General features: G+C 52.5%; 12 protein-coding genes. 9 read left to right on the plus strand and 3 right to left on the minus strand.

Going from position 1 to position 13,820, the window contains the following annotated elements; all coding sequences use genetic code 11:
• Positions 1 to 169 precede the first annotated feature (169 nt).
• Entirely contained in the window at positions 170 to 541 is a 372-nt protein-coding gene (gene crcB / locus E4T81_RS08550; protein ID WP_135043484.1) for a fluoride efflux transporter CrcB, read from the plus strand.
• Here crcB and ribF read toward each other — a convergent pair.
• Positions 531 to 1,454 carry a riboflavin biosynthesis protein RibF gene (gene ribF / locus E4T81_RS08555; RefSeq protein ID WP_135043487.1) on the minus strand — a complete coding sequence of 308 codons (924 nt, stop codon included), beginning with the start codon at positions 1,452 to 1,454 and terminating at the stop codon, positions 531 to 533. The two genes, crcB and ribF, sit on opposite strands and share 11 nt — an antisense overlap.
• A gap of 180 nt (positions 1,455 to 1,634) precedes the next feature.
• Positions 1,635 to 4,166, minus strand: coding sequence for a glycosyl hydrolase 115 family protein (locus E4T81_RS08560; RefSeq protein ID WP_135043490.1), 2,532 nt, complete (start codon positions 4,164 to 4,166; stop codon positions 1,635 to 1,637).
• Positions 4,167 to 4,385: 219 nt separating this feature from the next.
• On the opposite strand from E4T81_RS08560, the gene nhaD reads away from it, so the two are divergent.
• From nhaD to E4T81_RS08575, 3 genes are all read left to right on the plus strand, one after another.
• The gene (gene nhaD / locus E4T81_RS08565) at positions 4,386 to 5,777 is read left to right on the plus strand and encodes a sodium:proton antiporter NhaD (RefSeq protein WP_135043493.1); all 1,392 of its coding nucleotides are present in this window, start codon (positions 4,386 to 4,388) and stop codon (positions 5,775 to 5,777) included.
• 45 nt (positions 5,778 to 5,822) lie between these two features.
• Positions 5,823 to 7,091, plus strand: coding sequence for a peptidase U32 family protein (locus E4T81_RS08570; RefSeq protein ID WP_135043496.1), 1,269 nt, complete (start codon positions 5,823 to 5,825; stop codon positions 7,089 to 7,091).
• A gap of 110 nt (positions 7,092 to 7,201) precedes the next feature.
• On the plus strand, positions 7,202 to 7,789 hold the full coding sequence (locus E4T81_RS08575) for a C40 family peptidase (protein WP_135043499.1): 588 nt from the start codon (positions 7,202 to 7,204) through the stop codon (positions 7,787 to 7,789).
• Here E4T81_RS08575 and E4T81_RS08580 read toward each other — a convergent pair.
• The gene (locus tag E4T81_RS08580; RefSeq protein WP_135043501.1) at positions 7,719 to 8,861 is read right to left on the minus strand and encodes a PepSY domain-containing protein; all 1,143 of its coding nucleotides are present in this window, start codon (positions 8,859 to 8,861) and stop codon (positions 7,719 to 7,721) included. The genes E4T81_RS08575 and E4T81_RS08580 overlap by 71 nt on opposite strands.
• 349 nt (positions 8,862 to 9,210) lie before the next feature.
• Between E4T81_RS08580 and E4T81_RS08585 the strand changes: the two genes are divergently transcribed.
• The 5 genes from E4T81_RS08585 to argC all read left to right on the plus strand — a co-directional run bounded on the left by E4T81_RS08585 (position 9,211) and on the right by argC (position 13,807).
• Positions 9,211 to 10,299 carry a hypothetical protein gene (locus E4T81_RS08585; RefSeq protein WP_135043504.1) on the plus strand — a complete coding sequence of 363 codons (1,089 nt, stop codon included), beginning with the start codon at positions 9,211 to 9,213 and terminating at the stop codon, positions 10,297 to 10,299.
• Positions 10,300 to 10,477: 178 nt separating this feature from the next.
• Positions 10,478 to 10,999 carry an arginine repressor gene (locus E4T81_RS08590; protein WP_135043507.1) on the plus strand — a complete coding sequence of 174 codons (522 nt, stop codon included), beginning with the start codon at positions 10,478 to 10,480 and terminating at the stop codon, positions 10,997 to 10,999.
• Between the two features lie 29 nt (positions 11,000 to 11,028).
• Positions 11,029 to 11,595: a GNAT family N-acetyltransferase gene (locus tag E4T81_RS08595; RefSeq protein ID WP_135043510.1), complete on the plus strand. Its 567-nt coding sequence runs from the start codon at positions 11,029 to 11,031 to the stop codon at positions 11,593 to 11,595.
• Between the two features lie 23 nt (positions 11,596 to 11,618).
• Positions 11,619 to 12,839, plus strand: coding sequence for an argininosuccinate synthase (locus E4T81_RS08600; protein WP_135043512.1), 1,221 nt, complete (start codon positions 11,619 to 11,621; stop codon positions 12,837 to 12,839).
• Positions 12,836 to 13,807 carry an N-acetyl-gamma-glutamyl-phosphate reductase gene (gene argC / locus E4T81_RS08605; RefSeq protein WP_135043515.1) on the plus strand — a complete coding sequence of 324 codons (972 nt, stop codon included), beginning with the start codon at positions 12,836 to 12,838 and terminating at the stop codon, positions 13,805 to 13,807. The genes E4T81_RS08600 and argC overlap by 4 nt, the downstream gene beginning before the upstream one ends.
• The last annotated feature ends 13 nt before the right edge of the window (positions 13,808 to 13,820 follow it).

The following is a 13,820-nucleotide window of genomic DNA, read 5'->3' on the forward strand; positions in this document are numbered from 1 at the left end:
ATAATTGGACACTATAAATTTACGAATTTTTCGCGATAATACCAAGAAAATCAGCCACTTAGTTTTATACTAAATGGCTGATTGTTTTATTGTTGGACAGCAGAATTATTATATCGAACTCACGTTAGGTTAATAATAAGAATTTATTTTTAACCAAAATTTTATTGTTGTGATTAAAGCGATGTTGTTGGCAGGTTGCGGCGGATTTGTCGGTACCTGCGGCCGATACCTTGTCGGTAAATGGTGTTCCGGAATGTGGCACGGTTCGTTTCCAATGGGCACATTCCTTGTAAACATTATCGGATGTTTTATCATCGGTCTGTTTTTCGGACTCCTTGAGAAAGCCCATGTGATGACACCCGGTGAAAATGTGCTTCTTATAACCGGTTTCTGCGGTGGTTTCACGACATTCTCATCATTTGCCGACGATATGTGGGTGCTCGGTTCTAAAGGTGACTGGGCTACATTTGCTGCATATCTTGTATTGAGCGTGGTGCTTGGAGTACTGCTCGTATGGGGCGGTCGCGCACTTATCCGTTAATCAGGCGACGTGCTTCATCACGGTCATCGGAAAGCTGACGTTTCAGCTCTTCGAGCGACTGAAAAGCTTGCTCGTGGCGCATGAAGGCTATAAAGTCTACCGCCACGGGCTTGTTGTATAAATCAGCGTCGTAGTCAAAGATATTGACTTCTATCGAGGGCGGGGCATAGGGGCTGTCGACCGTAGGGCGGTGTCCTATGTTGAGCATCCCCGGTCGGGTCGAGCCGTCGGGAAGATGCACGATGACGGCATAGACACCGTTGCCGGGTATCACGCTGTCATTGTCGCAGGGCTCGATATTTGCCGTCGGGAAACCTATCGTGCGCCCGAGTTCCTTCCCGTGGGCTACAGTGCCTGAAAGACGGTAGGGATGTCCAAGCAGTGCCGCCGCTTTCTTTACGTCACAGTCGGCAAGCAGTTGCCTCACCGTAGATGAGCTTACTGCCGGAGCCGCCTCGCTGTGATATTCATCGGCTGTGTACAGCTTTATGCCGAGGCTGCCGGCTATGTCCCGGTAGGCGTCGGCGCCTTCCGGACGGTCATGTCCGAAGCGGTTGTTAAATCCCATTACTATGGCGTCGACATTATAGTCGTCATGGAGCATTTTCATGAAGTCGCGGGCCGACATCATGCGTGTGTGCTCGTCAAAGTCAAGCAGGATTATATCCTTGACTCCATATTCCGAAAGTTTCTCGACGCGGTCGGCTACCGACATGAGCATGGCAACGCGGCTGCACGGCTTCACGATGTGGCGCGGATGACTTCGGAAAGTCACTGCCGCGGGGGTGAGCCGGAGGGCGGCGGCATGGTCACAGAGATTGCGCAGCAAGGCACGGTGTCCTTCATGAACACCGTCAAACATTCCCACCGACACTATGCGGCGTGTACTTCTGTCAGGCTTTGTCAACAACATTTCGCTGCAAATTTACGCAAAAAATGTGAGGGCGCGGCAAAACTTCACGTTTAAACCGCGCCCCATATCCGCAATATCAGCTAGGCGATGGCTTGCAGGATGTTACCACCAAAATCCACACTCGCCCGATAAATTGCCTGTATCTGGTGCTGTTGTCGCTTAATTGCCTGATGCCGGCGGTTATCGCGACTTTGGCGATTCGACACCGTGCAGGTAGGCAGGGCTGTAGCCTCCGAAGTCTACAACGATTTTCTCAAACACCACACCCGGGTCAAGCGGCGACAGGGTGAGGGTCGACATTCCGTCGCTGTCGCGGGTCACGTCAAGGCTTATCGTGCTTTCCACGACACGGCGTGCCACGGTCGGGTAAAATACCGTGTAGACATTTTCCGGGTCTTCGTTGAGGTTATGGTTGAAATTGACGGTCTCCGCTGCCGCACCTTCAAATCCGGCAGTGTAGCGGTGTCCGTCGCGGTTCTTGAACGCGAGTGTCGACTTTACCACTACCGTCACCTCGGCTTTCTTCACCGAGTCGGGGAGTGCCATCCTGTAAGAGAGCGATGCCCCTGCCGGGTCGGCTGTATAAGGCATTGCCGCTATTCCGCTCAATGTTCTGCCGAGGTCGGGTATCACGGTCCATCGCGTTCCGGCGGCATCGGTCGAGCGGTTGAAATGTTCCGCCTCGATTGCCACATATCCCTTGCCGTCGTCGGTAAAGGTGTATCCTCCCGTCTTGTCGCTGTCGGCGATGCGTTTTACCTCAGGGAGCATGTCGGCGGGGAAATTATCGTTCCATGATGTGTATCCGATATGTTTCTGGGTCATCATGCCACGCCATTTTCCTCCGGCTATATCTTCGTTATACTGACGGCATAGTTCGGCGTCGCGAGCAAAGCAGCGCTCCACATTGTCGGCATAGCGGTCGGCTTCCGGATCGTCCTGCGCGTAGAGATAGTGGTTCATCGCCTGTGAGTAATACATCTCGTAGAGATTGGACATAGCCTGAACGGGAAACAGCACCAGCTCGCGGTAAGCGTCACGGTGTTCCAGCTCCATTTCGATATACAGGCGCAGCGCCTCAGCCTCGAGTCGCGCGTAGTCGTCGGCAACCTGCTTCCATTCGCCCGTGGCGAGATTGTAGGTGGAGGCGTCGAGCATCTCCGGAGTCACCCTGCCGTTATACTTGCTGTAAAGATTGATGATGCGTGCCGCTTCATCGGCGTGACGTTCGCCGAATATGCTGCGGCAGAAATCGCGCGTGTGCTCCTTTATATTGTCGACGGTAAATGCCTCCGGGTTCCACGCCATGTCAAGAAACAGTGTAATCGGATATTCCATCGGCTTGAGGTCGCCGACATTGAGTATCCACAGGCGGTCTACGCCATAGTCGTAGGTGAGCCTGAGCTGTTCCCACATGTTCTGTACCGGCGTTACGTTGATCCATTTTGTGTTGCGGGGCGCTCCCACATAGTCTACGTGGTAATACATTCCCCAGCCGCCGGGGTGTTTTCTCTCCTTCTCGTCGGGCAGACGGCGCACATTGCCCCAGTTGTCGTCACAGAGAAGCATCGTCACGTCGTCGGGCACCCTCATGCCCTTGTCGTAATAGTCAAGCACCTCTTTGTACAGCGCCCACACCTGCGGGCGTTCATTCGCCTTTTTGCCGGTCTCGCGGGCTATGATTTTACGCTGGTTGGCAACGATACGCTCCATCAGCTGGATGTCGGTGGCATCTCCCATCGCTTCGTCGCCGTCGCCACGCATGCCTATGGTCACTATATCCTCGGTGTCTTTCAGACGTTTCACGCCCTCGGCAAAGAAGCTGTCAAGGTTGTCGCTGTTGGTGTTATAGTTCCATGCGCCATATTTCCCACGGTTGCGGGCATACTCCTGGTGGTTTCTGCCCATAGGTTCATGATGTGACGTGCCCATGATTATGCCCATGCGGTCGGCGGTCGCCGAATTTTCCGGGTCGTCGGCATAGAATGCCCATGACCACATGGCAGGCCACATGAAATTTGCTTTCAGTCGGAGCAGCAGCTCAAACACGTCGGCATAGAAGCGATGGTCGCCGTAAGAGGTCCCGTAATGGTTCTTCACCCAGCTTGTCAGACACGGCGCCTCGTCGTTGAGGAATATTCCGCGGTATCTTACAGCCGGCTCCCCGTCGCTGTACACTCCGGGCATGACATATACATTGTCGCGTGGAGTGACAGCCACATCGGCCCACCAATACCAGGGCGATACGCCCATCTGGCGCGACAGCTCGTAAATGCCGTAGACGGCGCCTCGGCGGTCACTGCCCGCAATCACTACTGCGCGGTCCACTCCCTCGGCGGGATTGTCGACCACCCGTAGGAGATATTTCTCGCGCTTTCCTTTAAGCTCTTTGCCGTCAATCACCTTCTCTTTGATAAGACGGTCAATGACAGGAGTGCCGATGGTCCCCACGATTATACACTCTTTCTGGGGAGTGGCGGCAATCTCGGCATCGGTGCCGGTAACCCTGCCGAAATCTGACGCAAGCGATTTTGCCGCTATTGCCACGGCTTCATCGGCGCCGCGGTCGACATACAAGGGTACAGGCTTGCCGCCCGACACGATTGAAAACGCCTCTCCGGAGTCACCGGGAAGAAATGTGATAAATTGTTCCGCCCCTACCGCCACAAGCGAGCAGATGGCAATAATGATTGATAAAAAATAAAACCTCATTGCAAACATTAGATTGATTACTCCTCCAAATTTAACACTTTTCCTGTAGTTTGCCAAATCAATCGCTTCAGTAGCTGTGTCGGATATATTCGGATATATTTAATGAAGTCGTGCTGATTTTTTTGGTTAATTAATCTCACTTAGCGGAATTCTGCTTAACTTTGCAGCGCAAAAACTATACCTTATTTTTTACTTACCATTAAAAATCACTAAGCTGCAATGATTACAACTTTGCTAATCATCTTCGTGGTCGGATATATAGCTATCGCTCTCGAGCATCCGCTGAAGATTGACAAGACCGCCTCTGCGCTTCTGCTGGGCATGATTCTATGGATTATTTATGCTATCGGTGCCGAATCGATTGTCCCCGAGGTGGCGGGAGAGCATTTCCGTCGTTTTGTAGAGGACCATCCCGCGCTTGCCGGTGAATCTACAGCCCATCAGGCACTCCAGTATGTGCTCAACGTCAATATTATCGAGCATCTCGGCGACATCTGCCAGACACTGCTCTTCCTTATCGGTGCCATGACTATCGTCGAACTTATCGACGTTCACGGAGGATTCCGCGTCATCACCGACCGCATCACCACCCGCGACAAGCGTCGGCTGCTCTGGATTATCGGTTTCTGCACATTCTTCATGTCGGCAATCCTTGACAATCTCACTACCTCCATTGTCATGCTGATGCTTCTCCGCAAGCTTGTCAGCGACCCCAAGGAGCGCTGGCTCTTCGCCGCCTCCATCGTGATTGCCGCCAACAGCGGTGGCGCATGGTCGCCTATCGGCGATGTGACCACCATCATGCTCTGGGTCAAGGGCAATGTCACCTCCGCGGCACTTATCAAGTATATACTCCTGCCGAGCCTCGTGTCCATGATATTGCCGCTTGCCATTGTGGCGTCGCGACTGAAAGGCGAGCTTAAGCCTGTGACAGCCTCCGCTACGGTAAACACCAATATCACTCCCCGCGAGCAGCTCACCATATTCTGTCTTGGTGTAGGCGGTCTTATATTTGTCCCTGTGTTCAAGTCGATAACCCATCTGCCCCCGTTTATCGGAATCCTCTTCGTGCTTGGATTCCTCTGGGTGTTTACCGAGATATTCTACAACGCCAAGATGCTTGAAAAGGCTGAGGAACACCGTATCCCCAAGGTTATAGCGCGTGTCGACATGCCTTCTATCCTCTTCTTCCTCGGCATTCTCATGGCTGTCGCCGTGTTGCAGTCGACCGGCATCCTGTCATGGATTGCCGTTGTGCTTGACGAAAAGATTCACAACATCTACATCATAGACGTGCTGCTTGGCATTCTGTCATCTATTGTCGACAATGTGCCGCTTGTAGCCGGTGTGATGGGCATGTATCCTGTCGCCGACCCGTCGTCAGTGGGCTATGCCGCCAATTTTGTCATCGACGGCACTTTCTGGGAGCTTCTCTCTTACTGTGCCGGAGTGGGCGGCAGCATGCTTATTATCGGTTCGGCTGCCGGTGTCATTGCCATGGGCATCGAGAAAATCAGCTTCGGATGGTATCTGAAAAACTTCACCTGGCTCGCTTTTATCGGCTACATAGCCGGTGTAGGTGTCTACCTGCTTGAAAAGCTGATATTCTGAATCCCTTGATTCCGCGCGTCGGGATTATTTTGTAACTTTGCCGCCATGAAAAGATCAGAGTTTGAGATAATGGCTCCCGTCGGGAGCTACGAGTCGCTTCACGCGGCGATTGAGGCGGGTGCCGATGCCGTCTATTTCGGCATCGAGGGGCTTAACATGAGGTCACGCTCATCCAATAATTTCACCCTCGACGACCTCCACTCGATAGCGGCTACATGCCGTGAACGCGGCGTGAAGACCTATCTTACCGTAAACACGGTGATCTACGATGACGACATAGAGAAGTGTCATGCGATAATCGACGCAGCACGCGAGGCGTCGATTACCGCTATTATAGCGAGCGATGTAGCTGCGATAATGTATGCCCGTCAAGTGGGCGTGGAGGTCCACATATCCACCCAGGTCAACGTCACCAACATAGAGGCAGTAAGGTTTTATGCACAGTATGCCGATGTCGTGGTGCTTGCCCGCGAGGTCGACCTGGAGCGCGTCGCTCTTATCCACCGTCAGATTGAGGAGCAGCAGATACGCGGGCCTCACGGTGAGCTTGTGCGCATCGAGATGTTCTGCCACGGGGCGCTCTGCATGGCGGTGTCGGGAAAGTGCTATCTCAGTCTGCATGAGCTTAACTCAAGCGCCAACCGTGGTGCCTGCACACAGATATGCCGCCGCGGATACACTGTGCGTGACCGCGAGACGGGAGAGGAGCTTGATGTGGAAAATCAATATATAATGTCGCCCAAGGACCTGAAGACCATTCATTTCCTAAACAAGATGATTGATGCCGGAGTGAGGGTGTTCAAGATTGAAGGCAGGGCTCGCGGTCCAGAGTATGTCAAGATTGCCGTGGAATGTTACAACGAGGCTATCAACTCGGTGATCGACGGCACTTACTCGGAAGAGAAGATTGCCGCCTGGGACGAGCGCCTTGACCGAATATTCAACCGTGGATTCTGGAACGGATATTATCTCGGTCAGCGGCTCGGCGAGTGGACTTCAAAATATGGCTCTTCCGCGACACGCACAAAGGTCTATGCGGCAAAGGGTGTCAGATATTTCAGCAATATAGGTGTCGCCGAGTTCCTTATGGAGAGCGGTGAGCTGAATGTGGGCGACGAGATTGTGATTACCGGGCCTACTACCGGAGCGATAATAATGACGCTCGACGAGATTCGCGTCGACCTCAAGCCGGTGGAGCGCACTGTCAAAGGCGAGCGTTTTTCAATAAAAGTTCCTGCCAAGATACGCCCGAGCGACAAATTGTACCGCTGGGAGTCGACCGAAGAGCTGAAGAAACGAAAAACATCGAAATAAATGTGAAATTTATTGAAATGACGTGTGTGCCATTATGAATTGACTTCATAATTTGGTATCTTTGTGAAGGTAGATTACATAACCTTAACCACAAGACACATCATTTATTAATGAAACATCTGATTACCCGCCTGTTGACGGGGGTGATTATGCTGAGTGCCTTTGCTATGCCTCTTAATGCTGTTTCACCGCTTGAGTCAACACAACATATAGCTTCTGTCGACGTGACCTCAGTCAATCGATGGACTCCCGAGCTTCCTGCTGAATTTCGTCTGAAGACAGTGGAGGAAGATGCCTCGCCTGCATTTGTCGAGGATCTTCTTGATTATGCCCGCAGCTTCAAGGGGCTGCGCTATCGCAGGGGTGGAAAGACTCCCAAGGGATTTGACTGTTCAGGTTTTACGGGCTATGTGTTCCGTCAGTTCGGACTGTCGCTCGGCGCCTCTTCACGCGACCAGTACCGTCAAGGCGAGTCGATAGAGCGCGAATCTCTTCAGCCCGGTGACCTTGTCTTTTTCAGCGGACGCCGCGGCGGCACAAAAAGTGTCGGTCATGTAGGCATCGTGACACGCGTGGGCGACGACGGGAAATCGTTTCATTTCATTCACTCCGCGTGCAGCTCCGGCATTACCGAGAGTCACTCTTCCGAGCCTTACTACAGCCGTCGTTACGTCGGTGCGCGTCGTGTCGCCGACTGATGCGCCTCCACCACATTATGTAGCCCCCTGCGGGAAGCAGTGCACCGGTAAGTGCGGCAAGCGCCCAGATTATCCTGGTTGTTATTCCACCAAACGAGCCGGTGTGTATCGACCTTATCCATCCGCGCAGTTTAGTGTCTTTTGCCGCGTCGCGGTAATATTGTGCAGTCTTTATTTCCCCGTTGTTTTCAAATGTGTAGAAGTCATAGGCTCTTGTGTTGCCCTTTGACTTGTAATAGCCGTAAGCCTTGTTGGGAGCTATCGCCACAAGGTCATAGCCGTTTTGGGCGGCTTCGAGATGGTGAAATGCGTTATCCCAGCCTTTTAGCAGCTCTTCGTCAAGGCGTGGGTTGCCGGGGTCTATGTCAAGGCGCGTAGGGCTTTTCTGAACCGGAGCTTCTGCGCCAAACAGATTGTAAAACGCTATCCTGTACCACTCAAATGACCATGTGAGACCTGTGAGCGACATGACCAGCAGAAAGAGGCTTGCCCCGGTTCCTGCAACTCCGTGGAGTGACATGTTCAATTGCGCGATACTCTGCCTGCGCCATCCGCGCAGCGACAGCCGGTGACGGTGTCTGATGCTGATGACGAGTCCGCTTGCCACGATTATCGCCAAAGCCGCCGCCGTCAGTCCGGTGATATATTTCCCGTGAATCCATATCCCCTCTGCAGGGCGCGAGTCGAGCAGGGTGCGGTGAAGGCGTTTCACCGTAGCAAAAAATTTTGTCTCGCCCTTTGTGCCGAGTATTTCACCTGTGTATTGATTGACAAATACTGTCGAGTGGCTGTCATCGGAGGTCTTCACCCCGTAGCTCCTGTCGGGGTCGGCGCTTATCTCCACGCCGGTCACCTTTACCTCGTCGGGCAGCGACATCATCACCTTCCCTACAATCGAGTCGATGCTGCAAGGCTTGTCGCCACGCTTTTCCACATAGTAGTAATCGAGGTTAAGAAACTCGATGATGTCGTCTTGGAGCGCAAGCATCGCTCCTGTCGCGCAGATTATCGTGACCAGCACCCCAAACGGGATGGAAAGATACAGGTGGATTTTGTGGCTTCTCGATTGCATAAGATGATTTAACTATTGATTGATAAACAATAATGGCTGTCATTTCGTTTTATTGGCAAAGACAGGAGACAGGTGACAGGAATCTTAATTCCACTCCACTGCGGATGAAATCGCCGCAATCACCTCTCCGAGATGACAACAATATTTGAGGTGGTGGCGCCAATGGCTATGGCGGTCACCACCTCTTTTTATCGATTCAGGTCCCGCAGTCGACCTCGCGGCTACCCGGCATGTCGGTAGCCGTAATGATTACTATAGGTCATTTGCCTGTTACGAAAATTAAACTTTTTCGTATTTTTGCATCTTATTATATAGATACACTTATTCATAAACTAAATAATGACGGAATATGAATGGATTTATTAAAAAAATAGCGGTGGCTCTGATGAGCCTCGCCCTGATGACTCCTATGGTGGATGCACAAAACCACCGTACATCGGGAAACCGTGGCGGCAATCACGCCACATCTTCTTCGCAGCGTCCGGGCAACAACTCCGGCAATCGTCCGGCTTCATCGCGTCCGTCATCACGCCCTGCGACCGGTAATTCGAGCAGTCACAATAATTCAGGCAGTCATGGCAATTACCGTCCGGGCGGCAACAATAATAACAGCGGTAACAACAACCACCGTCCCGGCAACAGCGGCAACGACAGCCACCGCCCCGGCAACAGTGGCAACGACAATCACCGCCCGGGTAACAGCGGCAACAACAATCACCGTCCCGGCAACAGCGGCAACGACAATCACCGCCCCGGCAACAGTGGCAACAACAATCACCGCCCCGGCAACAGCGGCAACAACAATCACCGTCCCGGTAACAGCGGCAACAACAACCACCGCCCGGGTAACGAATGGCATTTCGGACGTCCGAATGGCGGCAATCACGGACACGTGACTCCTCCGCGTCCCGGACATAACCGTCCGCCAATGATTGCGCCTCCCATGCGCCCTCATCGCCCGGTGGCTCACCGTTGGTCACGTCCTGTGCCTCCTCCTGCATGGCGTCCGCGTCCTCATGCTCCCTCCATCTCGGCGATACTCGGTATCACTTTCGGCACAGCGTTCAATATCTCGCTCGATTATCTTTTCGGCAAGGGATATATAGTTGACGGATATGGCGACAACCGCGTATATCTGCGTGATGTCAATCAGTTCAACTACTATTGGCCTGACGCCACATTATACTACGGCAACAGCGGACTTACGCGCTCGGAGTTTCTGTACTCGACATCTTATCCCGACATGATGCGCTATAACTCGCTCTATAATTCGCTGACAGGCACCTACGGACCTCCTGTCGACTATGTGACAAGCGGAGCGTCGGTTACCGCGACATGGTTTGCCCCAAACCGGGGATATGTGACACTCCAGTATGCCCCGCAATATTCAATCGGTGGCGCGCTGCGTTACTTCACCACTATCTCTTTCGGCTTGTAGACAGCATTTTAAGAATGTACTTCTGATGAGGCAGATGCACGGTGAATTAACCGTTGCTCTGCCTCTGTCGTAAGTTGTTTTGCAAAAATATTGTATAAAAATTCATAATTATTGCGCGAATATGATATTTTGTTAGTAAATTTGCCATCTCAAATAAAATTTTCCAAAAGAAAAAGTTATGAGCAGAAGGCAAACGCGCTTATTGGCGATTGTTGAAATACTCTCAAACAACCGCATAGGTAGTCAGGACGAGCTGTCGCGACTCCTTGCCGCACGCGGTTTCAAAGTGACACAAGCCACTCTGTCACGCGACCTTAAAGCGTTGAAAACAACGAAGGTCGCTGCCGACTGGGGTGGCTACCGCTATATCGTCACACGTCCGGGGGATGTCCCTGAAGACGAGATATACGAGTCTATTCCGTCAACCGCCCAGTCCGACACCCATCCCGCCGTGCAGTCGCTCGACTTCTCCGGAACAATGCTTGTGATCCGCACGCTTGAGGGATATGCAAGCGGACTCGCTTACGACCTTGACCGTCTCGACACCCCATATATACTCGGCACAATCGCCGGCGCCGACACGGTGATCGTGGTGCTTGCCGAAAATGTGTCACACGGGGAGATTCTTGCTTATTTCCAAAACTTTTTCCCGCAGAAAGTAATCGCCGCGGCGCTCGCGGCTTACTGCCCGGAATCGTAAACAATATATTATATTACTAAGAAACAGAAATGATTGATCCGTCAAAAATTGAAGTGGTTGTTGCCTCGGAAGAGCATGTAGGCTATGTCGATGAGATTCTCGACACGATAAACCGTGCGGCGAAGGTTCGCGGCACAGGTATTGCCAAGCGTTCTCCCGACTATGTAAAGCAGAAGATGCTTGAACACAAGGCGGTTGTAGCTCTCTATGAAGGGGAGTTTGCAGGATTCAGCTACATAGAGTGCTGGAGCAACAAGCAGTTTGTGGCAAATTCCGGTCTTATTGTCGCTGACAGGTATCGCGGCATCGGGCTCGCAAAGCGCATCAAGGAGCGCATATTCCGGCTGTCGCGAGAGATGTTTCCCGAAGCAAAGATATTTTCCCTCACTACCGGCGCTGCTGTCATGAAGATGAACTACGAGCTGGGCTACCGTCCGGTGACTTTTGACGAGCTTACTACCGACGCCGCTTTCTGGCGAGGATGTGAGAGCTGCGTCAATTTTGACATCCTGCAGCGCAACGGCGGTCATAAATGCCTGTGTACCGGATTACTTTATGACCCGGCGGAAATCAAATTTCATATAAACGAAAAATAACTCACCTCATTAAACCATCTATTATGAAGGAAGACAAGAAAAAAGTAGTGCTCGCGTTCAGCGGCGGACTTGACACATCTTTTGCCGTTAAATATCTCAGCGAGGATTGCGGCTACGAAGTTTACACTGCAATCGCCAATACGGGCGGATTTTCGCCCGAAGAGCTGAAGGCTATCGAGAAACGCGCCCTTGACCTCGGCGCAAAGGCTCACGCCACTCTTGACATCACTCAGGAGTATTATGAAAAGAGCATCCGCTACATGATATATGGCAATGTGCTTCGCAACGGCACATATCCTATTTCCGTAAGCTCCGAGCGTATATTCCAGGCTATCGCCATCATCCAGTATGCCAAGTCGGTCGGTGCCCGTTATGTCGCCCACGGCAGTACAAGCGCCGGAAATGACCAGGTGCGCTTCGACCTGACATTCCAGATTCTTGCCCCGGAGATTGAAATCATCACGCCGACGCGTGACATGAACCTCACCCGCGAGTATGAAATCGAGTATCTCAAGAAGCACGGCTACGTTGCCGACTTCAAAAAGCTCGAATACTCTATCAACAAGGGTCTTTGGGGAACCTCCGTGGGTGGTAAGGAGACGCTGCACAGCAACCAGACACTTCCGGAGGAGGCTTATCCCACTCAGATGACCGCCACCGCCGACAGCCGTCTTACCATCGACTTCAAGGAGGGTGAGATTGCCGCCGTCAATGGCGAGCCGTTCAGCGACAAGGTGAAGGCGATACAAAAGATAGAGGAGATTGTCGCACCTTATGCCGTAGGTCGTGACATGCATGTCGGCGACACCATCATAGGCATCAAGGGCCGTGTCGGCTTTGAGGCGGGTGCGCCGATGGTGATTCTCGCAGCTCACAAGATGCTTGAGAAGCACACCCTCACCAAGTGGCAGCAGTATTGGAAGGATCAGCTCGGCACATGGTATGGAATGTTCCTCCACGAGGCGCAGTATCTTGAGCCGGTGATGCGCGACATCGAGAGCTTCCTTGAGTCGTCACAACGCAATGTCTCCGGACGCGTGCTCATCGACCTGAAGCCTTACCGCTTCATCACTGTAGGCGTGGAGAGCGACTTCGACCTCATGAAGAGCGCGTTCGGCGAATATGGCGAGGTAAGCAAGGGCTGGAGTGCCGACGACGTGAAAGGATTCACCAGGATTCTCGGCAATCAGATGAAGATATATTACTCCGTGCAGGAGCGTAACGGCAAATCTCCCGAGGCATGATCAAGACAGGAATTATAGGTGGTGCCGGATACACTGCGGGTGAGCTTCTTCGCCTGCTTATCAATCACCCCGACGTGGAGATAAAATGGGTAAACTCGTCGAGCAATGCCGGCAATGCCGTGACCGACGTCCATCAGGGACTTATCGGGGAGACCGACCTGAGATTTACCGACAAGACTCCGCTTGACGAGATTGACGTGCTGTTTTGCTGTACACCCCACGGCGACACGCGCAAGTTCATGGATAGCCACGAGATGCCCGAGGGATTGCGCATAATCGACCTATCCACTGACTACCGTATCGAGGACGGTTCCCATGACTTTGTCTACGGACTTCCCGAGCTTAACCGGAAGCGCATCGTGCGCGGTGCGACGCGAGTGGCAAATCCCGGATGCTTTGCCACGGCTATACAGCTCGCGCTTCTGCCGCTTGCCAAGAATCTTCTGCTCAACAGCGACATTCATGTCACTGCGATCACCGGTTCGACCGGTGCGGGGGTGAAGCCTTCGGCTACCGGACACTTCTCCTGGCGCAACAACAATGTGTCAATCTACAAGCCGTTCACCCATCAGCATCTTGCCGAGATACGCCAGTCGCTGCAGTCGCTGCAGTCGAGTTTCAAGGCCGACATCAATTTTATCCCTGTCAGAGGGTGTTTTGCAAGGGGAATCATGGCGATTGTCTATCTTGACTGCCCTGTGAGCCTTGAGGAGATACGCAAGCTGTATGAGGAGTATTATTCCGACCATAATTTCACCTTTGTCACCGACAAGGCTCCCGACCTGAAAGATGTCGTCAACACCAACAAGTGTATAATACATCTTGACAAGGTGGAAGGAAAGCTTCTTATAACCTCGGTGATCGACAACCTTGTAAAGGGAGCCTCCGGACAGGCTGTCCACAATATGAACCTGCTTTTCGGGCTTCATGAACGTGTAGGGCTGCAGCTCAAGCCGTCGGCATTTTAACCATAAAAATATC

The organism is Barnesiella sp. WM24 (assembly GCF_004570975.1).
Taxonomy (GTDB): domain Bacteria; phylum Bacteroidota; class Bacteroidia; order Bacteroidales; family Muribaculaceae; genus Muribaculum.